Origin of the sequence: Paenacidovorax caeni (assembly GCF_001298675.1) — a bacterium.
Taxonomy (GTDB): domain Bacteria; phylum Pseudomonadota; class Gammaproteobacteria; order Burkholderiales; family Burkholderiaceae_C; genus Paenacidovorax; species Paenacidovorax caeni.
In genome coordinates this window covers 38072-59346 of the sequence record NZ_CYIG01000017.1, presented here as the reverse complement: position 1 = coordinate 59346, position 21275 = coordinate 38072, and the positions used below count along the sequence as shown (strand labels likewise).

19 protein-coding genes and 1 pseudogene are annotated in these 21275 nt (G+C 66.6%); 12 read left to right on the top strand and 8 right to left on the bottom strand.

All coding sequences use genetic code 11. The annotated features are described in order from the left end of the window. Positions 1 to 44: 44 nt before the first annotated feature. The 4 genes from BN2503_RS09300 to BN2503_RS09285 all read right to left on the bottom strand — a co-directional run bounded on the left by BN2503_RS09300 (position 45) and on the right by BN2503_RS09285 (position 5097). Positions 45 to 845 carry a pseudouridine synthase gene (locus tag BN2503_RS09300; protein WP_411914290.1) on the bottom strand — a complete coding sequence of 267 codons (801 nt, stop codon included), beginning with the start codon at positions 843 to 845 and terminating at the stop codon, positions 45 to 47. 384 nt (positions 846 to 1229) lie between these two features. Next, complete coding sequence (locus BN2503_RS09295; RefSeq protein ID WP_082366543.1) at positions 1230 to 3566, bottom strand: putative bifunctional diguanylate cyclase/phosphodiesterase; 2337 nt, start codon at positions 3564 to 3566, stop codon at positions 1230 to 1232. Beyond that, positions 3563 to 4207 carry a methylamine utilization protein gene (locus BN2503_RS09290; protein WP_054256377.1) on the bottom strand — a complete coding sequence of 215 codons (645 nt, stop codon included), beginning with the start codon at positions 4205 to 4207 and terminating at the stop codon, positions 3563 to 3565. Before BN2503_RS09290 ends, BN2503_RS09295 begins: the two co-directional genes overlap by 4 nt. Continuing rightward, a complete protein-coding gene (locus BN2503_RS09285; RefSeq protein WP_054256376.1) occupies positions 4204 to 5097 on the bottom strand; it encodes a DUF4394 domain-containing protein in 894 nt (297 codons plus the stop codon). Before BN2503_RS09285 ends, BN2503_RS09290 begins: the two co-directional genes overlap by 4 nt. A gap of 260 nt (positions 5098 to 5357) precedes the next feature. Here BN2503_RS09285 and BN2503_RS19995 point away from each other — a divergent pair. Beyond that, positions 5358 to 5489: pseudogene (locus BN2503_RS19995) on the top strand (IS110 family transposase); the annotation flags it as partial. A 16-nt stretch (positions 5490 to 5505) separates the two neighbouring features. Here the strand turns inward: BN2503_RS19995 and BN2503_RS09280 are convergent. Beyond that, positions 5506 to 6219, bottom strand: a complete 714-nt coding sequence (locus BN2503_RS09280; protein ID WP_054256375.1) for a Crp/Fnr family transcriptional regulator — start codon at positions 6217 to 6219, stop codon at positions 5506 to 5508. Between the two features lie 197 nt (positions 6220 to 6416). Here BN2503_RS09280 and BN2503_RS09275 point away from each other — a divergent pair, with 197 nt between their 5' ends. The 8 genes from BN2503_RS09275 (at position 6417) to BN2503_RS09240 (ending at position 16453) form a co-directional block, all read left to right on the top strand. Then, positions 6417 to 7571 (top strand): ABC transporter substrate-binding protein, encoded by a 1155-nt coding sequence (locus tag BN2503_RS09275; RefSeq protein WP_054256374.1) that lies wholly within the window; start codon positions 6417 to 6419, stop codon positions 7569 to 7571. Positions 7572 to 7899: 328 nt separating this feature from the next. Beyond that, positions 7900 to 9825: an AMP-dependent synthetase/ligase gene (locus BN2503_RS09270; RefSeq protein WP_054256373.1), complete on the top strand. Its 1926-nt coding sequence runs from the start codon at positions 7900 to 7902 to the stop codon at positions 9823 to 9825. Positions 9826 to 9840: 15 nt separating this feature from the next. Beyond that, a complete protein-coding gene (locus BN2503_RS09265; RefSeq protein WP_054256372.1) occupies positions 9841 to 10626 on the top strand; it encodes an ABC transporter ATP-binding protein in 786 nt (261 codons plus the stop codon). Between the two features lie 21 nt (positions 10627 to 10647). Further along, positions 10648 to 11577 carry a branched-chain amino acid ABC transporter permease gene (locus tag BN2503_RS09260; RefSeq protein ID WP_054256371.1) on the top strand — a complete coding sequence of 310 codons (930 nt, stop codon included), beginning with the start codon at positions 10648 to 10650 and terminating at the stop codon, positions 11575 to 11577. Positions 11578 to 11612: 35 nt separating this feature from the next. Next, positions 11613 to 12689, top strand: a complete 1077-nt coding sequence (locus BN2503_RS09255) for a branched-chain amino acid ABC transporter permease (protein ID WP_054256370.1) — start codon at positions 11613 to 11615, stop codon at positions 12687 to 12689. Positions 12690 to 12732: 43 nt separating this feature from the next. Further along, positions 12733 to 14061, top strand: a complete 1329-nt coding sequence (locus BN2503_RS09250; RefSeq protein ID WP_054256369.1) for an ABC transporter substrate-binding protein — start codon at positions 12733 to 12735, stop codon at positions 14059 to 14061. 224 nt (positions 14062 to 14285) lie between these two features. Further along, positions 14286 to 15095 carry an ABC transporter ATP-binding protein gene (locus BN2503_RS09245; protein ID WP_054256368.1) on the top strand — a complete coding sequence of 270 codons (810 nt, stop codon included), beginning with the start codon at positions 14286 to 14288 and terminating at the stop codon, positions 15093 to 15095. Between the two features lie 110 nt (positions 15096 to 15205). Beyond that, positions 15206 to 16453, top strand: a complete 1248-nt coding sequence (locus tag BN2503_RS09240; protein WP_054256367.1) for a phenylacetate--CoA ligase family protein — start codon at positions 15206 to 15208, stop codon at positions 16451 to 16453. 135 nt (positions 16454 to 16588) lie between these two features. On the opposite strand, the gene BN2503_RS09235 is transcribed toward BN2503_RS09240, so the two are convergent. Continuing rightward, positions 16589 to 16903: a DUF1840 domain-containing protein gene (locus BN2503_RS09235; protein WP_054256366.1), complete on the bottom strand. Its 315-nt coding sequence runs from the start codon at positions 16901 to 16903 to the stop codon at positions 16589 to 16591. 192 nt (positions 16904 to 17095) lie between these two features. Next, positions 17096 to 17719 carry a hypothetical protein gene (locus tag BN2503_RS09230; RefSeq protein WP_054256365.1) on the bottom strand — a complete coding sequence of 208 codons (624 nt, stop codon included), beginning with the start codon at positions 17717 to 17719 and terminating at the stop codon, positions 17096 to 17098. Between the two features lie 59 nt (positions 17720 to 17778). Here BN2503_RS09230 and BN2503_RS09225 point away from each other — a divergent pair, with 59 nt between their 5' ends. Continuing rightward, on the top strand, positions 17779 to 18960 hold the full coding sequence (locus BN2503_RS09225) for an aminopeptidase (RefSeq protein WP_054256364.1): 1182 nt from the start codon (positions 17779 to 17781) through the stop codon (positions 18958 to 18960). After that, positions 18917 to 19240 (top strand): polyhydroxyalkanoic acid system family protein, encoded by a 324-nt coding sequence (locus tag BN2503_RS09220; RefSeq protein WP_054256363.1) that lies wholly within the window; start codon positions 18917 to 18919, stop codon positions 19238 to 19240. The genes BN2503_RS09225 and BN2503_RS09220 overlap by 44 nt, the downstream gene beginning before the upstream one ends. Before the next feature lie 44 nt (positions 19241 to 19284). Here the strand turns inward: BN2503_RS09220 and BN2503_RS09215 are convergent, their stop codons facing one another. Next, positions 19285 to 19539 (bottom strand): acyl-CoA-binding protein, encoded by a 255-nt coding sequence (locus tag BN2503_RS09215; RefSeq protein ID WP_054256362.1) that lies wholly within the window; start codon positions 19537 to 19539, stop codon positions 19285 to 19287. A 156-nt stretch (positions 19540 to 19695) separates the two neighbouring features. On the opposite strand from BN2503_RS09215, the gene BN2503_RS09210 reads away from it, so the two are divergent. Beyond that, on the top strand, positions 19696 to 21261 hold the full coding sequence (locus BN2503_RS09210; protein ID WP_082366541.1) for a wax ester/triacylglycerol synthase family O-acyltransferase: 1566 nt from the start codon (positions 19696 to 19698) through the stop codon (positions 21259 to 21261). Positions 21262 to 21275: the final 14 nt, after the last annotated feature.

The window sequence follows — 21275 nt, the reverse complement described above, 5'->3', positions numbered from 1 at the left end:
AGAGGGGCTCCGTTCAGACAATATTCGCAAGAAACCCAGGGCTCTCAGAACCGCTCGTTGGGGCACAGGTAACGCCACTGACCCACGGGCAGGTTGCCAAGGGTCACACGCCCGATGCGGATGCGCTTGAGGCCCACCACCTTGAGCCCCACCAGCTCACACATGCGGCGGATCTGGCGCTTTTTGCCCTCGTTGAGCACAAAACGCAGTTGCTCGGGGTTTTGCCAATCGACCCTGGCGGGCTTGAGCGGCTCGCCGTCCAGGCTCAGGCCGTGGCGCAGGCGTTCCAGCAGCTCTTTGGGAAACACCGCCTGCACATTGGTGCTGACCGGGTCGCGCTCGTTGATTTCCTGCAGCGGCGCGGAGCGCTCGCTGGGGTGGTGGGGTGCCGCCTGGCCCGGGGCCTGGTAGAGCACGCGCACCAGGTACTCCTTTTCCATCACGGAGTCCTCGCCAATGATCTGCCTGGCCACACGGCCGTCCTGGGTCAGCACCAGGAGGCCCACCGAGTCGATATCGAGCCGCCCGCAGGGCGCAAGGCCCCGCAGCTGCGGCGGGGAGAAGCGGTTGCGGCTGGGGTCCTCGCGCCACTGGGTGCGGGAGTTGATCAGCGCCACGGCGGGCGTGTGGCCATCCTCGGCCTGGCCGCTGACATAGCCGATGGGTTTGTTCAGCAGGATGGTGACGCGCTGCTCCTGGAAACCCTGGGCGATTTTGTCCACCTCGATGCGGTCGGCCGCCGTGACCTGCTGGCCCATGGTGGCTACCACACCATTGACCTTGACCCAGCCCTGCTCCACCCAGTCGTCGGCCTCGCGGCGCGAGCACATGCCCAACTCGGCCATGCGCTTGTTCAGCCGTGAGGTGGGCAGGCCGCCCACCGTACCCGTCGCCGGCGCAGGCACCTGGCGCACCGGCGCCACAAAGGCACCCGAGGCGACGCGGTAGTTGGAGGGCGCTGGTGCGCGGGGCGGCCGTGGCGCCCGGGGCGGCGGGGCGGGCCGTGCAGAAGCAGGCCGTGCAGGTGCGGGCTTGGCCATCAGGGTCGGGCGGCGCAGCACGGGACGTGCGGCGGGCGCGGAGGAAGAAGCAAGTGTGGGGCCGCCAACGTCAGAGGCTGGAGCGGCGGTGGGGCCCGCAGGTGGGCGAGAGGAGGAGGAAGACATTGCGTGTATTTACGCTTGCGGACCGCCCAGACCCCAAACCGGGATGCAACCGATCGACGCCACCTAGACCTGGCGGGCCTGCCAGGCCAGAAAATCATCCACCGGCAGGGGCCGTGCAATGTGATACCCCTGCGCCTCGTCGCAGGCCAGCGCACGCAGGCGATCCTGGATAGCAGCAGTCTCCACGCCTTCGGCCACCACCGTGAGTCCCAGGTTGTGCGCGAGGTCGATGGTGGAGCGCACGATCATCGCGTCGTCCTCACCGGTCTCCATGCCCATCACAAACGATTTGTCGATCTTGAGTTCATCCACCGGCAGGCGCTTGAGGTAGGCCAAAGACGAATACCCCGTGCCGAAATCGTCGATGGACAGCTTGAAGCCCTGCTCTGACAAGCGGTTGAGCATGGCCTCGGCGCGCTGGGGGTCGTCCATGATCGCGCTTTCGGTGATCTCCAGGCAGAAGGCACTGGCTGCCACCCCATGGCGCACCAGGATCTCGGCCAGCCGGTGGCTCAGTTCGGGGTCGAGCAGATCGCGGGTGGAGAGGTTGACCGACACCCTGAGCGGCAGACCCTGCGTGCGTGGGTCTGCCAGCAGGCGCGCGACTTCTTCAAACATCCACAGCGTAAGTTGGCGCACAAACCCGGTCTGCTCGGCAAACGGAATGAACTGCATGGGCGGCACCAGCCCCCGCTGCGGGTGCTGCCAGCGCACCAGCGCCTCGGCCGCCAGGCCCGGCTGCCCGTGCAGGGGCACCTTGGGCTGCAGGTACAGACGCAGCTCATGGTGCTCCACGGCATGGCGCAGCTCGGTCAGCAGTGACAGGGTCTGCGCACTGGACGAGTCAAACGCCGCGTCGTACTGCAGAGCCCCGCTGAGCTTGCGCTTGGCGGCGTACATGGCAATTTCAGAACGGCTGAGCAGCGTGTCGGCGTCGCCCGCATCGCCCGGCCAGCAGGCAAAGCCAATGCCAGCGCTCAGGTCCACCGTCTGGTCCTCAAAGGCCAGCGGCTCCTCGAACGACTGGTTGATGCGCTGGGCAATGTCGTGCGCATCCGCCGCATCGGCGCGCTGCAGCAGGATGGCGAACTCATTGCCCCCCAGCCGCGCCACCATGTCATCGGGCGAGAGCACCTGCTGGCTCAGGCGCTCGGCCACGGCCTGCAACAGGCGGTCGCCAAAGGCATAGCCCAGCACATCGTTGACATGCTTGAAGCGGTCCAGATCCAGCGTGAGCACGGCCAGGGGCTGCGGCGTGCTGGCACTGCCGGCAATGGCCTGCACCACGGCGTCGCGAAAACGCTCCCGGTTGGGCAGGCCCGTCAGGCGGTCCCAGTAGGCCAGGCGGCGGATTTCGGTTTGCTGGGCACCAATGTCCACGCGCATGTGGTCGAACGAGCGCGCCAAGTTGCCGATCTCGTCGGTGCGGTCGGTGTGCTCCAGCGGCACGTCGTATTCGCCACGCGACAGCCGCTGCGTGGCTGCCAGCAAGGAGCGCAGCGGCGTAGCAAGCCTTTGTGCCACCAGGCCCGTGCCCACGGCAAACAGCAGCACACCGGCCACCGTGATGATGGCCAGCAGCACCTGCAGCTGGCGATAGGGTGCTACCACCTCGTCCACCGACCGCAGCAGCAGCGAGTGCACCTCGCCCCCCACGCTGTCGAGCGGGCTGGAGCGCGCGAGCAAGGTGCCCTCGGCGGTCTGCAGCTCGCCCGCCGCGCCGCCGCTGGCCAGCAGCAAGGCCTGTGCGTCCGCTGGCAGGGTGCTGACCGGCAGGCTCAGCGCGCCCCCGGGGGCCTTGACCATCAGGGCCACATGCACGGACAGGAGCTGGCGCATTTCGTCGGCACGCGACTGGTCGATGCGAAAGCCCATCAGCACCCAGCCAATGACCACCGGCGCCCGCATGGGCACCATCACGAACTGGTAGGGGACGCCGTCCATCACCGCGATCTGACTGCCCTGGGGCTGTTGCGCGAGGCGCGGCACCACCTGCTGGAGCGTGGCCGGAAACTGGTCCATGCTGCCCGTGAGGCTGACCGCACGCAGCGTGAGGTCGGTGCCCAGCAGCGCAGTCACGGCCGCGCCGATGCGGCTGCCGTGGTTTTCCAGCACCGACTGGATGGTTTCTTCGTCGCCCGAGTTGACCGCCGACCGAAACCCGTAGTCCGCCGCCAGCAGGGCCGAGCCCTGGCGCAGTTGCTCCGCGTTCTGGTCCAGCAGGCGGCGCCAGATGTTTTCGTCCAGGTCGAGGGCGCGCGCGATCTGGGCGCGTGCATTGCGGTCGATGGAGGCCCGCACCACGGCAAACCCCGCCGCCTGCACGATGAGCAGCAGCAGCAACGACAACCCCACCAGCCGCAGGATCAGGCTGCGCCGGGCCAGGCGCAGCCGCTTCAAGGCTGCAACCCCGTCATGCGCACCGCCGCCGTGGCCGTTCCCGTGGCTGGCACGGTCAGCGCCTGCTCCAGGGCCGGTGCGCCCACAGGCAGGCGGGCGTGCCAGGTGCGTAGCGTGTAGGTGCCAGGCGGCACGTTGTCGAGCTGCACTTTGCCTGTGGCCGCAGGGGTGCGGGCGTAGTACGGCGTGTCCACCACCAGCACCCAGCCCACCATCTGGTCGTGGATGTTGCAGCCCAGGGCGACCACACCAGACTTGTCAAACAACACCGGGTTGGACGGCGTGCCGCTGTAGAGCTTGAGCTCGAACTTCTTGGCGGGCGAGAAGGAGTACACGTGGTGTCGCACCGAGTCGCGGTTGGGGAACAGCACCTCGGTGCCCACGGGCACCACCAGCACACCGGGCACGAACTGCCGCTTCTCCTGCGCCATCTCCACGCCAACGAGCGGCTTGACCTGCTTGCGGGCCTCGGCCGAGTCCAGAAACACCACAGCATCGGCCAGCGGCTTGCCCGCAGCGTCGGACACATCGACCTGCACCGTGCCCGCCTGCGCGCCGCCAGCCAGCAGTACCAGCGCAGCGAGCGCTGCCAACCAGGCCAGCGTGGCGGGTCGCAGCGTCAGCGGGCCAGCCAGCCTCATGGTTCGATCGCCAGGCCCACCAGGGGCGCGCCATCGCCCACCACGCCCAGAGGGCGGGTGGCGCCAGTGGCCAGGTCCACCTGGTGCAGGCGGGTCTGGGTGTCGGCAGCCGTGCGCACGGCAATGAGGGCGGTGTTGCCCACGTCGGCAATGTCAAAGCTCACATCCGTGAGCGGCCCCAGCCCCAGCGGGCCCACGGTGCGCAGCTGCCCGGCGTTGGGCGAAACCACCGGCTGGGTGCCCTCGCGTGAGCCCTGCATCACCAGCACACCCAGCGCGCGGTCGATCGCGTAGTTGGTGGTGATCTTGCTGTCGTTGGGGTTGTAGGTGTAGGCGGCACCGGCAATGTCGGGCTGTCGGCGGGCGTTTACATCGCCCCAGGCGTAGCGCAGGTTGGGATCAGGCTGCACACCTTCTACGGTGGCATCGCCATCGACCACCGCCCCGGTGTCGGGGTGCAGGCGCAGGTTCTGCCCCATGTTGGACACCACCCGGATGCGATCGGCCGCCGGGTTGAAGTCAAAGCCGAACACCGCACCCTGCAGTGCCAGCGCGGCAGGCGCGGGGCCGACAGGGCGCAGCGCACCGGTGGGAATGTCGAGCGTGTACAGGCGGCCCGCTTGCGACAGCGCATAGAGCACGCCCTTGGCCACGCGGAAGTCGATGCCCACCAGCCGCTCGCCGGGCGCCAGGCCCGTTACCGGGCGCCGCTCCAGGATGCGGTCAGGCTGCGCTGCCTGGAAGGTGATGAGTTCCTGCGAGGCCGTCACCGCCACCAGGGTTTCGCGCAAACCGGTGTCGGGCCGGGGCGCTGCACAGCCGGCCAGCACGGCCAATGCCGCTGCGGCAACGGCCGCACGCAGCGTAAAGGAGGGAAAAAATGAATGCATGGGACGCCTCGCAAGTGTTACAGGCTTATACCTGATCGGCTGCACCCGCGGCGGGGACAAGGGCAAACCCCAAGCCTCCATTCACTATGTTTTTGATAGCGCAAAAGGCAATATTTACTTGCGCCTCTAGCATTCTTACCTGACTAGGTACATTTCTCAGACACGTCTTCCTCAATCGTTCGGGCTGAGCCTGTCAAAGCCAGGGCGCTCCTTGCGAGCAGCCCTTCGACAAGCTCAGGGCGAACGGGTTTATCTGAGACTACGCGCATTTGCTGGCCGCACGCAAGCGCAAGAAGGTCGCCTTGGTGGCTTGCATGCGCAAGCTGCTGACGATGCTGAACGCTATCGCCAAACACGGCTCCACTTGGAATCCAAATCACCATTGCGCTTGACTTCCAAGACGGTTGCTCAGTGGGCCGTCACACTGGACCGAAGCGCAGCCAGGTCCAGCACGCGCAGGCCACCGTACTCCACACGAATGGCGCCTTGCGCCTGCAGCGCCGCCAGCGCCTCGTTCACGCGCTGGCGCGACAGGCCCACGAGGTATGCGAGCTCCTGCTGCGTGATGCGCAGCACCTGGCCCACGCCGGGGTACAGCACCGGGTTGAACAGCGCTGCCAGGCTGCGCGCCACGCGCACATCGGGGCTGCCCAGGCGGTCGATCTCGCGCGCCGCGATGAACTGGCCCAGGCGCTCGTTGAGCTGGTTCATGACGAAGCGGTTGAACGGAATCGAGTGGTCGAGCAGCCAGTGAAAGGTGTCGATCGGCAGCCCCGCCACGACACTCTTGCGCAGCGCCTGGATGTTGTAGCGGTAGGGCTCGCGCTTGACCGCCGTGCCCTCGCCGAACCAGCCACCCGGGGGCACGCCGGTGAAGGTCATGGTGCCGCCCTGGGCGTTGTCCGCGCTCATTTTGAGCAGGCCGTCCACCAGGCCGAACCAGTAGGTCACGGGGCGGCCGACGCGGCACACGTAGTCGCCCGCCTTGGCGTCGCCCACCACCAGCGTGGCCACCGCGCGCTCACGCGCTTCGGCTTCGAGCAGGCCCAGCCAGGGAATGCCGTCGAGCTCGCCGCGTGAGGGCGGGCGACGGCGCTGGTGCAGGGAAAGGTCTTGGCTCATGGCAGTGCTACGGCAATGGGACGGGCGGCGCGGCAGGGCGCAACGGGCGTGCGACCGCAGCAAGAGGTGGCGCCCATATTCCTGGCATGGTCATAATCTACTGGAATACCACATGTCCGATTGTCATTGCGCGGACAGATTTTTATGTTCCGGAACCGCAAGATTCGCCGTTTTACTGCAGCCTGAGGAATTCCAATATGCCCCACGCCCTCCAGACCCGACTGTCCCGCCGCACGCTGCTCGCCGGCACCGCCGCCGTGGCCTTGCCTTGGCTGCAGGCGGGTCCGGCCAACGCGCAGGAAAGCCAGATCGTGCTCGGCCAGAGCACCGACCTGACGGGCCCGCTGGGCGAGCTGGGATCGGCCATGCACCAGGGCGCCCAGGCCGCCTTCGCTGCCGTGAACGCGCGCGGCGGCATCCAGGGCCGTAGCATCGTGCTCAACACGCTGGACGACCAGTACGATGTGCAAAAAGGCCTGGCCAACGTCAAGCAACTGATGGCCGACCCCAACACCTTCGCGCTGTTCAATTGCATGGGCACCGCCAACGTCGAGGCCATGCTGCCCATGGTGCTGGAGTCGGGCATCCCGTTCTTCGCACCCTTCACCGGCGCGCAGCTCAGCCGCGTGCCGCAGCGCAACGTGTTCAACATCCGCGCCAGCTACGCCGAAGAGGCTGAAAAGCTGGTGCAGCACCTGCACACGCTGGGCATCAAGCGCATCGCCATCGCCTACCAGGCCAACAGCTTCGGCAAGGAGGTGTTCAACGCCACGCAGCGCTCCATGGCCAAGCTGGGCCTGCCCGAGGGCCCTTCGGCCACGGTGGAGAACAACGCCAGCGACGCCGCCACCGCCGCCGCCAAGATCGCCCAGGCCCAGCCCGAAGCCGTGCTGATCGGCCTGGCGGGCAAGCCCGCCATGGAGTTCGTCAAGTCCTTCCGCGCACTGCGCCGTGGCACTTCGCTGTACGGGCTGTCGGTGCTGGGCACGTCGGCCAACATCGCCGCGCTGGGCGCCGACGGCGTGGGCATGGCACTGACCCAGGTGATGCCGTTGCCCACCAACCCGGTGGTGCCGGTGTCCCGCGAGTTCATGCAGGCCTGGAAGGCCATCGGCGCCAAAGCCGAGCCCTCGCACCTGGCGCTGGAGGGCTACATCAACGCACGGGTGTTCTGCGAAGCGCTGCAGCGCGCGGGCAAGAACCCCACGCGCGCCAGCTTCATCGACGCCACCTGGAGCCTGCGCAAGCTCGACCTGGGCGGCTTCGAGGTGCACGCCACCGAGCCGGGGCGCAACGCCTCGCGCTTCGTCGAGCTGACACTGGTCGGCCGCGACGGCAAGTACGTGCGCTAAGCAACTGCGCACCGAGAACGTGTTCACGTTCTGAGCGCGGGCATCCTCGGCCCGCGCCCCTTTCTTTCCCCTTTCCCCTTTCCCCTGTCCCCGTAGCGCTTACAAGGGCCCCGGCTCCCGGGCCCTGCGCTGCCTTGCGCGTCCGCGCAATACCAAAAGCGACAAACCCAGGCGCCAGTAAGGTTAACCCGATGGGGAGTTTCCCGTAAATTGTCATTGGCAAGACATATTGACGTCAAAGTCCTCCCTACCATTGCTTGCAACTTCATAGGTAAGGCATGAGCGTGCCGAACCCGCCCTCTTTGGTGAACCACAGGAACAACCGTCCATGAGCACCACGTTTCCGCATCTGCTGCTAAAGCATGCCGCCGAGCGTCCCGATGCCCCGGCGCTGCGCGAAAAAGAATATGGCATCTGGCAAACCTGGAGCTGGTCTGACACGGCCCGCACCGTGCGCCACATGGCCTGCGGCTTGGCCTCGCTGGGCCTGCAGCGTGGCCAGAACCTGGCCCTGATCAGCGACAACCGACCACACCTTTACATGGGCTTCGTCGCCGCCCAGGCGCTGGGCGCCGTGCCGGTGCCGCTGTACCAGGACGCCGTGGCCACCGAGATGACGTTCGTGATGCAGGACGCGGAGATCACCGTGGCCTTCGCCGAGAACCAGGAACAGGTGGACAAACTGCTGGAAGTGCGCGAGACCGTGCCCAGCATCCGCACCATCATCTACGACGACCCGCGCGGCCTGCGCAACTACAACCAGCCGGGGCTGATCAGCGTGGAGCAGCTTCTGGAGCAAGGCGCTGCCTGGGACAAGGCCCATCCGCAGGCCTGGGACGCCATGGTGGCCGCCGTCAAGCCCGCAGACGTCTCCGTCATCCTTTACACCTCGGGCACCACCGGCAAGCCCAAGGGCGTGTGCCAGACGCATTCCAGCTTCATCGGTGCGGCGCGCGGCGCCACCGAGGTGGACAAGCTGGGCCGGAACGACAGCATCATTTCCTACCTGCCGCCTGCCTGGGTGGGTGACCACCTGTTCTCGCTGGCCCAGTGGCTGGTGGCGGGCTACACCATCAACTGCCCGGAATCGGCAGCCACGGTGAGCATCGACATGCGCGAGATCGGCCCGACGTACTACTTCGCGCCGCCGCGCGTGTTCGAGGGCATGCTGACATCGATCTCCATCCGCATGGAGGATGCCGCGCCGTCCAAGCGCTGGCTGTACGAGAAATGCATGCAGCTCGCGCGCCGCGTCGGCTCCGACATCCTGGACGGCAAGCCGGTGGGCCTGCTCGACCGCATCAAGTACAAGCTCGGTGACCTGATGATCTACGGCCCGCTGCGCAACGCCATGGGGCTGTCGCGCATCCACGTGGCCTACACGGCGGGCGCGGCCATCGGGCCAGACCTGTTCCGCTTCTTCCGTTCCATCGGCATCAACCTCAAGCAGTTCTACGGCCAGACCGAGACCTGCGCCTACGTGTGCCTGCAGCGTGACCGCCAGGTCAACCTGAACACCGTGGGCCAGGCCGCGCCCGGCATCGAGCTGAAGATCGCCGACAACGGCGAAGTGCTGCTCAAGGGCGTGTCGGTGCTCAAGGAGTACTACAAGCGCCCGGACGCCACGGCCGAGGTCATCGACGCCGACGGCTGGTTCCACACCGGCGATGCCGGCGTGATCGACGCCGAAGGCCAACTGCGCATCATCGACCGCGCCAAGGATGTGGGCCGGACCAATTCCGGCGCCATGTTCGCGCCCAACTACATCGAGAACAAGCTCAAGTTCTTCTCGCACGTGAAGGAAGCCGTGTGCTTCGGCCACGAGCGCGACAAGGTGTGCGCCTTCATCAACATCGACTTCGAGGCCGTGGGCAACTGGGCCGAGCGCCAGAACCTGCCTTACGCCGGCTATGTGGACCTGGCCTCCAAGGCCAAGGTGTTGGAGCTGATCGCCGACTGCGTGTCCCAGGTCAACGCCGACCTGGCAAGCGAGCCCGGCATGGCTGGCACGCAGGTGGCGCGCTTCCTGGTGCTGCACAAGGAACTGGACCCGGACGACGACGAGCTGACCCGCACGCGCAAGGTACGCCGCGGCTTCATCGCGCAAAAGTACGGCGTGCTGGTCGATGCCCTGTACTCCGACAAGAAGGAGCAGTTCATCGAGACGCAGGTCAAGTTCGAGGACGGCCGCACCGGCAGCGTAAGCGCGACCCTGACCATCGTGGATGCCAAAACCCACCCCGCCAAAGCCTGATTGGGACGCACAGCCATGACACAGAAAAAGATCGGTGATGTCATTCTCGACATCAAGAACATCAGCCTGCGCTTTGGCGGCGTGAAGGCGCTGACGGACATCTCGTTCAACGTGAAAGAGCACGAGATCCGTTCCATCATCGGCCCCAACGGCGCCGGCAAGTCGTCGATGCTCAACTGCATCAACGGCGTGTACACACCGACCGAGGGCTCGATCACCTTCCGCGGCAAGACGTTCGACCACATGAACAGCCGCCAAGTGGCCGAGATGGGCGTGGCGCGCACGTTCCAGAACCTGGCGCTGTTCAAGGGCATGAGCGTGATCGACAACATCATGTCGGGGCGCAACCTGAAGATCAAAAGCAACCTCCTGCTGCAGGCGCTGCGCATCGGCCCGGCAGAGAAGGAAGAGATCGCGCACCGCGAGTTTGTCGAGCACATCATCGACTTCCTGGAAATTCAGGCCTACCGCAAGACCCCCGTGGGCCAGTTGCCCTACGGTCTGCAAAAGCGCGTGGACCTGGGCCGCGCCCTGGCCATGGAGCCGCAGGTGCTGCTGCTGGACGAGCCCATGGCCGGCATGAACGTGGAAGAGAAGCAGGACATGTGCCGCTTCATCCTCGACGTGAACGACGAGTTCGGCACCACCATCGTGCTGATCGAGCACGACATGGGCGTGGTGATGGACATCTCTGACCGCGTCGTGGTGCTGGACTACGGCAAGAAGATCGGCGACGGCGCACCTGACGAAGTGCGCAACAACGAAGACGTGATCCGCGCCTACCTGGGCGCCGGGCACTGAGGGCAAGGCAGGAGAGCAACCATGGCATTCTTTTTGGAAACCCTGATCGGCGGCCTGATGGCGGGCATGCTGTACTCGCTGGTCGCGCTCGGCTTCGTGCTGATCTTCAAGGCCTCGGGCGTATTCAACTTCGCGCAAGGCGCCATGGTGCTGTTCGCAGCCCTGGCCATGGCGCGCTTCGCAGAATGGATCCCCAAGTGGACCGGCATCGACAACATGCTGGTGGCCAACCTGGCGGCCTTCATCATCGCGGGCGCCATCATGTTCGTCTGCGCCTGGGTGATCGAGCGGCTGGTGCTGCGCCATCTGGTGAACCAGGAAGGCGCCACGCTGCTGATGGCGACCCTGGGCATCACCTACTTCATGGAAGGCCTGGGCCAGACACTGTTCGGCAGCGACATCTACAAGATCGACGTGGGCATGCCCAAGGAGCCGGTGTTCCTGTTCGAGTCGATGTTCCAGGGCGGCGTACTGGTGAACAAGGAAGACGTGATCGCCGCCGCCATCGCCGCCGCGCTGGTGGTGCTGCTCAGCCTGTTCTTCCAGAAGACCGGCACGGGCCGCGCGCTGCGCGCCGTGGCCGACGACCACCAGGCCGCACAGTCCATCGGCATTCCGCTCAACCGCATCTGGGTCATCGTCTGGTGTGTGGCCGGCGTGGTGGCCCTGGTGGCCGGGATGATCTGGGGCTCCAAGCTGGGCGTGCAGTTCTCGCTGACCACCGTGGCGCTGCGCGCACTGCCGGTGGTGATCTTGGGCGGCCTGACCTCGGTACCCGGCGCCATCATCGGTGGCCTGATCATCGGCGTGGGCGAGAAGCTCTCCGAGGTCTACCTGGGCCCCTTCGTGGGCGGCGGCATCGAGATCTGGTTCGCCTACGTGCTGGCCCTCATGTTCCTGCTGTTCCGGCCCCAGGGCCTGTTCGGCGAGAAGATCATCGACCGCGTCTGAACCGCCGCATCCATCAGAACAATTAGGAGCAAGACATGTTCTACCGCGAAAACGGCCAGTTCAAGACGAGCTACCGTGCCGACCAGCAGATCTTCCCGATCGCGCAGGACCGCATGGTCATCCTGGCCTTCCTGGCCGTGGCCTTTGTGCTTGTGCCCATGCTGGCCAGCGACTACATCTACCGCGCCATCCTGATCCCGCTGGTCATCATGTCGATGGCAGCCCTGGGCGTGAACATCCTGGTCGGCTACTGCGGCCAGATCTCGCTGGGCTCGGGCGCCTTCATGGCCGTAGGGGCCTACGGCGCGTTCAACTTCTTCGTGCGCTTCCCCGGCATGCCGCTGATTCCGGCGCTGATCCTGGGCGGCCTGTGCGCCACCTTCTTCGGCATCCTGTTCGGCCTGCCCAGCCTGCGCGTCAAGGGCCTTTACCTGGCCGTGGCGACGCTGGCCGCACAGTTCTTCAGCGACTGGATGTTCCTGCGCATCAAGTGGTTCACCAACAACTCCGACTCGGGTTCGGTGTCGGTGAACAACCTGCAGCTGCTGGGCTTTCCCATTGAAAGCGCCATGAGCAAGTACCTATTCTGCCTGGCACTGCTGGTGGTCGTGGCCCTGCTGGCCAAGAACCTGGTGCGCGGCGCCATCGGTCGCGAGTGGATGGCCATCCGCGACATGGACGTGGCCGCCAGCGTGATCGGCATCCGCCCCATGTACGCCAAACTGTCGGCCTTCGCCGTCAGCTCCTTCATCGTCGGCATGGCCGGCGCGCTGTGGGCTTTCGTGCACCTGGGCTCGTGGGAGCCGGCCGCGTTCTCGGTGGAAGTGTCGTTCCGCCTGCTGTTCATGGTCATCATCGGCGGCCTGGGCTCCATCATGGGTGCGTTCTTCGGCGCCGCCTTCATCGTGGTGCTGCCCATCTTCCTGAACCAGTTCCTGCCCGCCTTCCTTGGCTTGTTCGGCATGGAGATCTCGACCGCCGGCCTGTCGCACGCCGAGCTGATGATCTTCGGCGCGCTGATCGTCTGGTTCCTGATCGTCGAGCCCCACGGCCTGGCCAAGCTGTGGTCCACCGCCAAGCAGAAGCTGCGCGTGTGGCCCTTCCCCCATTGATTCCCGTTCCTGCGTTTCGCCCACCTCTGACTAGGAGACAACCATGAAGCTTTCGAAAATCGTGATCGCTGCCGCCGTCGTTGCCGCAGGCGCCTCTGGCGTGGCCACGAGCGCATTCGCGCAGGCCAAGGAGCAGTTCTTCCCGCTGCTGTCCTACCGCACGGGCCCCTACGCCCCCAACGGCACGCCCTGGGCCAACGGCAAACAGGACTACCTCAAGCTCATCAACGCACGCGACGGTGGCATCAACGGCGTGAAGATCACGTTCGAGGAATGCGAAACCGGCTACGCCACCGACCGCGGCGTGGAATGCTACGAACGCCTCAAGAGCAAGCCCGGCGTGGCCCTGTTCGACCCGCAGGCCACCGGCATCACCTTCGCGCTGACCGAGAAGGCCCCCGTGGACAAGATCCCGCTGATGACGCTGGGCTACGGCCTGTCCGTCGCGCAGGACGGCATGGCGTTCAAGTGGAACTTCCCCTACATGGGCAGCTACTGGACCGGTGCTGACATCCTGATCCAGCACATCGGCAAGAACGCCGGTGGCATGGACAAGCTCAAGGGCAAGAAGATCGCCCTGGTGTACCACGACAGCCCGTTCGGCAAAGAGCCCATCCCACTGGTGCAAGAGCGCGCCAAGATGCATGGCTTTGAGCTGCAAATGCTGCCCGTGACCGCCCCCGGCGTGGAGCAGAAGGCCACCTGGCTGCAAGTGCGCCAGAGCCGCCCCGACTACGTGCTGCTGTGGGGCTGGGGCGTGATGAACTCCACCGCCCTGAAGGAAGCGCAAGCCACCGGCTTCCCGCGCGACAAGATGTACGGCGTGTGGTGGGCCGGTGCCGAGCCTGACGTGCGCGACGTGGGCGAAGGCGCCAAGGGCTACCACGCCCTGGCACTCAACGGCTACGGCACCCAGTCCAAGGTCATCCAGGACATCCTGAAGCACGTGCACGACAAGGGCCAGGGCACGGGTCCGAAGGACGAAGTGGGCTCGGTGCTCTACACCCGCGGCGTCATCATCCAGATGCTCGGCGTGGAAGCCGTGCGCCGTGCGCAGGAGCGCTTCGGCAAGGGCAAGGTCATGACGGGCGAGCAAGTGCGCTGGGGCATGGAAAACCTGGCACTCGACCAGAAGAAGCTCGACGCACTGGGCTTTACCGACCTGATGCGCCCGCTGTCCACCAGCTGCACCGACCACATGGGCTCGACCTGGGCGCGCGTGCACACCTGGGATGGCAAGCAGTGGAAGTTCACCTCTGACTGGTACCAGGCCGATGAGCAGATCCTCAAGCCGCTGGTCAAGGCCGGCTCGGAGAAGTACCTGGCCGACAAGAAGATGACACGCCGCGACGCTGCGGACTGCCAGTCTTGAGGACATCCCCCTGAGGCGCTGCGCGCCTTCCCCCTTCTCTCGAATCGCTACGCGATTGGTGAAGGGGGACGACGCCAGCGCTGCGGGGCGGCCCTTGCGCGGCGTCTGCCGGCCTCGGCAGCGCCAGTCTCAATGGCCAGCGACACAGCGGTTGCCCCCGGGCAGCCGCCAATCGAAAGGGCTGCACCCGCAGCCCTCCCGATTGGCACAGCGAAGGCAACACCATGGACTCCAAAAACATCGTTCTGAACGTCAACGGCATCGAGGTGATCTACAACCACGTGATCCTTGTGCTCAAGGGGGTATCGCTGTCGGTGCCCGAAGGCAGCATCGTCGCCATCCTGGGCGGCAACGGCGCGGGCAAGACCACCACGCTGCGCGCCATCTCCAACCTGCTCAAGGCCGAGCGCGGCGAGGTCACCAAGGGCTCGATCGACCTGCGCGGCGAGCGCATCGACAACCTCTCGCCCTCTGACCTGGTCAAGCGCGGCGTGGTGCAGGTCATGGAAGGGCGCCACTGCTTCGCCCACCTGACCATCGAGGAAAACCTCATGACCGGCTCGTACACGCGCAAGAGCAAGGGCGAAATCGCCGCGAACCTGGAGAAGGTCTACAACTACTTCCCGCGCCTGAAAACGCGCCGCACCTCGCAGGCCGCCTACACCTCGGGCGGCGAGCAGCAGATGTGCGCCATTGGCCGCGCCATCATGGCCAACCCCAGCCTGGTGCTGCTTGACGAGCCCTCCATGGGCTTGGCGCCGCAGATCGTGGAAGAGGTGTTCAACATCGTCCAGGACCTGAACAAGAAGGAAAAAGTGACCTTCGTGCTGGCCGAGCAGAACACCAACATGGCGCTGAAGTACTCCGACTACGGCTACATCATGGAAAGCGGCCGCATCGTCATGGACGGCACCGCCAGCGACCTGGCCAGCAACGAGGACGTGAAGGAGTTCTACCTGGGCGTCGGCGGCGGCGAGCGCAAGAGCTTCAAGGACGTCAAGAGCTACAAGCGCCGCAAGCGCTGGCTCGCCTGAGTCCTTTGCCGCCCGATTATTTACTCCTGATTTCGTAGCTGCCAGCGCTTATCTGGTAAGCGCTAGCAGCCTTTTTTGCCCTCAACCTGAAGCACACAGGAGACCACGGCATGAGCAAGTTCTACGACGCCCTGGAAACCCGCCCCCACGCCGAACGCGAGGCCGCCCTGCTGGCTGCGCTGCCCCGGCAGATCCAGCATGCCCGCACGGCCTCGCCCGCGTTCGCCAGCATCCTGGCGGACATCGACCCGGCCACCATCACCAGCCGCGCGGCGCTGGCTGGCCTGCCCGTCACGCGCAAGTACGAACTGCTGCAGCGCCAGCAGGAGCAGCGCGCCCAAAGCGCCTTCGGCGGCTTCGCCACGCACGGGTTTGGCCCGCAGATGCCGCGCGTGTTCGCCAGCCCCGGCACCATCTACGAACCCGAGGGCACGCGGCGCGACTACTGGCGCATGGCGCGCGCCATCCACGCCGCGGGCTTCCGCACGGGCGAGCTGATCCATAACTGCTTCTCCTACCACTTCGTGCCCGCCGGCTCGATGATGGAAACCGGCGCCCACGCGCTGGGCTGCACCGTGTTCCCCGGCGGCACGGGCCAGACCGAGCAGCAGGTGCAGGCCATGGCCGAGCTGCGCCCGGCCGGCTACATCGGCACGCCGAGCTTCCTCAAGCTGATCCTGGAAAAAGCCCAGGCCATGGGCGTGGCGCTGCCCAGCCTGACCAAGGCCCTGGTCTCGGGTGAAGCCTTTCCGCCCTCGCTGCGCGACTGGCTGGCGCAGCACGGCGTGGCCGGCTACCAGTGCTACGCCACCGCCGATCTGGGCCTGATCGCCTATGAGACCAGCGCACGCGAAGGCCTGGTGCTGGACGAAGGCGTGATCGTCGAGATCGTGCGCCCCGGCACCGGCGACCCGGTGCCCGAAGGCGAGGTTGGCGAACTGGTGGTGACCACGCTGAACACCGACTACCCGCTGATCCGTTTCGGCACCGGCGACCTCTCGGCCGTGCTGCCCGGCGACTGCCCGACGGGGCGCACCAACACGCGCATCAAGGGATGGATGGGCCGCGCCGACCAGACCACCAAGGTGCGCGGCATGTTCGTGCACCCTGGCCAGGTGGCGGCCATCACCAAGCGCTTCCCGCAGGTGCAACGCGCGCGCCTGGTGGTCACGGGCGCCATGGCCAACGACCAGATGGTGCTGCAGGTGGAAACCACCGAAACCGCCGAAGGCCTGGCCCTGCAACTGCAAGACGCGGTGCGCGAAGTCACCAAGCTGCGCGGCGAAGTGCAGATGGTGGCCCCGGGCAGCCTGCCCAACGATGGCAAGGTCATCGAGGACGCACGCAGTTACGAGTGACTTCCCCCTGGGGCGCTCACGCGTCCGCTGGCTTGGAGCGCGCCAGACCGAAGCGCTCCGGACTCCTCTTTTGATAGCTTCCCGCGCTTGCCAGGCAAGCCCGGGAGGCTTTTTTTCTTTATAAGACGTCAACCCTCACCAGGTCACTTCGCGCTCGGCGGCGGCGCTGCGGCGCAGCATGTCGAGCAGCGGCGCGGCGCGCTGGCGCAGGTGAACGACATCGGGCCGCTCCTCGGTGCCATCGCCCTCGTGCTCCTGGGCTGCCTGGGCGCGTGCCTGGTCCTCGGCAGCGATGGCCGCCTCGATGGCCGCGATGGCCGCGGGGATCTGCGCCACCGTGACGATGCCGCCCACCCCGGGCTCCTTGCCCATGATCTGCACCAACTGGCGGCCATTGGGTTCGAGCATGATGACGTCGGCCGTGGCACGGGACTTGAACTTGTAAAGCATGGCGAAACCTCGGAAATTAGCTTTTCATGGTGCAACGCACCACCAGCCCATGAGACCGGCGCGGCCCTGCCCAGCAGACGCCGCGCACGGGCCGCCGCGCTGAACTAAGCATGAGTTCCCCTGCCCGCAACGCGCCACGTGGCGAGAGCGGGGGAAGCCGCGAAGCGGCTCGGGGGGGGTTGTCGTTGCATTTCACACCCCGGCAAGCTGCCGGTACGCGGCGCGCGTGGCGGGAGAGACGCCCTCCAGCACCTGTTCGTACGACGTCTGGTGCAGCGCGATGAGGCGCACCGACGCCACCGTGGCCGAGCGGCAGAACCAGTGGCAGCTGTGCTGCAGCAGGTACAGCTCGGCGGTCACGGTGTAGGCCTGGCGCTTGCGCTCCTGTGCCATGCCCTCCTCGCCACCGGGCGCCTGGGCGACCACGGCGGCAATGCCGCGCGCATGCAGCTGCAGCATTTCGCGCATGTCAAAGGTGGCGGCAGGGAACCAGCGGCTGGCGTACGGCAGCGCGATGGCCAGGGTGCTGACGCGCGCCTCGTCGGCCGGCACGCGACCAAAGTCGTCGGCGAAGGACTGCAGCTGCAGTGCCAGATTTTTCTCGGTCGTGGCCAGCAGATCCCAGATCTGCGCGCGCCGCTGCGCGTCCTGCTCGCCCAGTGCGCGCAGGTAGCCATCGGTCAGCGACTCCATGAGCTTCTCGATCTGGTAACGCGCCAGAAAGCTGCCCAGCAGCGCTACACGCGCGGCGCGCTCGCGCGACTTGAGCAGGTGCAGGCCGAAAAGCAGCAGCAGCGCCAGCGAGAAGATTTCCATCAAAGCCGTCCGAAGGGGTGAATACCGCAAGTGTAGGCGGGCCGTGGCACAGTCAGGGCATGCTTCGATGGCCGAATTCCCTTGCACGGTGGCGCCTGGCCTGGCTCGCGCTGCCCTGGCTGCTGGCTGGTTGCGCGCAGGACAGCCAGCTGGGCTACTACTGGCAGGGCCTGCGCGGGCACCTGGCGCTGATGCAAGCGGCCCGCCCGCTGCCGGCGTGGATCGCCGACGACGCCACCCCGGCGGCGCTGCGCGAGCGGCTGGAGCTGGCGCAGCGCGCCCGCACCTTCGCCGTGAACACGCTGCACCTGCCCGACAACGCCAGCTACCGCCGCTACGCCGACCTGGGCCGCCCCGCCGCCGTGTGGAACGTGGTGGCCGCGCCGCCCGATGCACTGACGCTGCACCGCTGGTGCTTTCCACTCACGGGCTGCATCGGCTACCGCGGCTATTTCACCGAGGCCGGCGCGCAGGCCCAGGCGCGCGCGCTGGCCGCGCAGGGGCTGGAGGTGTCGGTGTATGGCGTGCCCGCGTACTCGACGCTGGGCTACCTGAACTGGCTCGGCGGCGACCCGCTGCTGTCCACCTTCGTGCACTGGCCCGAGGGGGACTTCGTGCGCCTGATGTTCCATGAGCTGGCACACCAGGTGGTCTACGCCGAGGGCGACACGCCGTTCAACGAATCCTTCGCCACCGCGGTAGAGCGCGTGGGCGGGGCCCTGTGGCTGTCGCACCATGCCAGCGCTGCAGTACAGGCGGCGGACCGCGCCAGCCAGGCGCGGCGCACACAGTTCCGCCAGCTCACCCGCGCGACGCGCGCGCGGCTGGCGGAGATTTATGCACAAAAATCGGCCTCAGCCCTTACCAGTCAAGCGCTGGAAGCTATGAAATCAGAAGCAATGCAGGACTTCCGCACGCGCTACGCGGCACTGCGTGCGCAGTGGCTGGCCGCAGCACCACAGGCCGCGCCCACGCTGGCGGGCTACGACCGCTGGGTGGCCCAGGCGAACAACGCCGCCTTCGCCGCGCAGGCGGCCTACGACGGCTGGGCCGATGCGTTCGAGGCGCTGCTGCGGCGCGAGGGAAACGACTGGCCACGGTTTTATGATGCCGTACGAAAAATGGCGGCCCTGCCCGCCGCACAGCGCCTGCAGGCTCTGTGCGCGCTGCAGCCGGCCGCGCCCAAGGAGTTCGCCTGTGTCCCACATCCAAATCCGTCGCCCCCACCAGCTGGGCCTTGAAGCCGCACGCAAGATCGCCTTTGCCTGGGCCGAAAAGGCCGAGGAGAAGCTGGACATGGAGTGCACCTACGAGGAAGGCGACGACCAGGACACGGTGCACTTCACGCGGGCGGGTGTCAACGGCACGCTGCAGGTTTACCCCGACCTGTTCGAGCTGGACGCGCGGCTGGGCTTTCTCGTCAGTGCGTTCAAGCACCACATCGAAGCGGAGCTGAACACGCAGTTCGACAAGCTGCTGGCCCCCGCCAAGGCCAAGCCCGCCAAGAAAAAAGCGGGCTGAAAAAAAGCGGCCCGTGGGCCGCTCTGGCGTGATGCCGCGCCGCCTCAGCGCAGCGATTCGATCAGGTCGATGTACTGCTGCTTGGCCTCGTCGGCGGCCGTGCCCTTGAGCTTCTCCCAGGCGTCCCACTTGGCGCGCCCCACCATGTCGGTGAAGCTGGGCTTCTTGGCCTCGTTGTCACCTTCGGTGGCCTGCTTGTACAGCGCGTAAATCTTCAGCAGCGTCGCGTTGTCGGGGCGCTCGCTGAGCGTTTTGGAATTGGCCACTGCAGCTTCGAAGGTGGCGTTCAGATCGGACATGGAGTCTCCTCGCAAGGTGGGAAAAAACGGGTGTCGGCAAGTACATGCGCCGGTGTATCTTACGGCCCGGCCCCTGCCGCTAGGGTGCATTCCCTAGAGGCCGTCCCCCAAAATCCGCGCACCCTTCCACCACCCCACGCACAGGACACGCCCGCCATGGTCACCCGCATCGCCTCCGCCGCTCCTCTTCTGGCCATGCCCGCACCGGCGGCGCGTGCCGCGCGCATCGTCGGCAAGAACGTGCAGCGCGCGGCCTCGGGCATGCTGGGCTTGTCTGGCGAGCGCATGAGCAAGGTCGATACGGCCTGGCTGCGCATGGACAACGACCACAACCGCATGATGATCAATGGCGTGTGGACGCTTTCGCCCGGCATCCGCTGGCAGGCGCTGTGCGAGCGCGTGCAGCAGCGCTTGCTGCAGTACCCGCGCTTTCGCCAGCGCGTGGTGCAAGACGCGGCCGGTGCCACCTGGGTCGATGACGACCGCTTCGACATCGCCGCGCACGTGGTGCGCGAGCCGCTGCCGCACCGCAAGGGCCAGAGCATGCAACAGGCGCTGCAGCAGCGCGTGGGCGAGCTGGCCATGCAACCGCTGGACGGGCGCCGGCCGCTGTGGCAGATCCATCTGGTCGAGGACTTCACGGGCGACGACGGCGAGAAGGGCAGCGCGCTCATCGTGCGCATCCACCACTGCATCGCCGACGGCATTGCGCTGATCTCGGTCACGCTGTCGCTGGTCGATGGCGGCAGCGAGCCGCCGCAGCGCCACGCCAAGGCAGCGCACGCGGCGGGCAGCCCCGAGGAGTGGCTGGCTGACACGCTGATCCGCCCGTTCACCGACATGGCCGTGAAGGCCATCGACATGGCGGGCGAAAGCGCCGCGCATTCACTGCACCTGCTGCGCGAGCCCGAGAAAATGCTGGAGCAGGGCCTGGCGGGCTCGGTGGAGGCCGCGCGCATGGCCTACCAGCTGGTGAGCGACGCCGCCGCGCTGGCGCTCATGCCCGACGACTCGGCCACGCGCCTGAAGGGCAAGCCGGGCCACGCCAAGCGCGTCGCCTGGTGCCCGCCGCTCCCGCTGGACGAGGTCAAGGCCATCGGCAAGGCGCTGAACTGCTCGGTCAATGACGTGCTGCTGTCGTGCGTGGCCGGTGCCATCGGCGGTTACCTGCGCGCCCAGGGCGACGACCCGGCGGGCCAGGAGATCCGCGCCATGATCCCGGTGAACCTGCGCCCCATGGAGCAGGCCTGGAAGCTGGGCAACCACTTCGGCCTGGTGCCGCTGGTGCTGCCCATCGGCATCGAGAACCCGATTGAACGCGTATACGAGGTGCGCCAACGCATGAACGCGCTCAAGGGCAGCACACAGCCGCTGCTGGCCTTCGCCATGCTGTCGATGGCGGGCATGCTGGTCAAGCCCGCGCAGGACGCGCTGCTAAACCTTTTCGCGCGCAAGACCACCGCCGTGATGACCAACGTGCCCGGCCCGCGCGACGCGCTGACCCTTTGCGGCGCGCGCGTGACGCAATGCATGTTCTGGGTGCCGCAGTCGGGCGACATCGGGCTGGGCGTCTCCATCCTCAGCTACGGCGGCGGCGTGCAGTTTGGCGTCATGACCGACACCACGCTGTGCCCCGAGCCGCAGCAGATCATCGACGCCTTCACGCCCGAATTCGCGCGGCTGTCACTGCTGACCCTGATGCTGCCCTGGGGCGAGGAGTGATGGGCCCCACGACT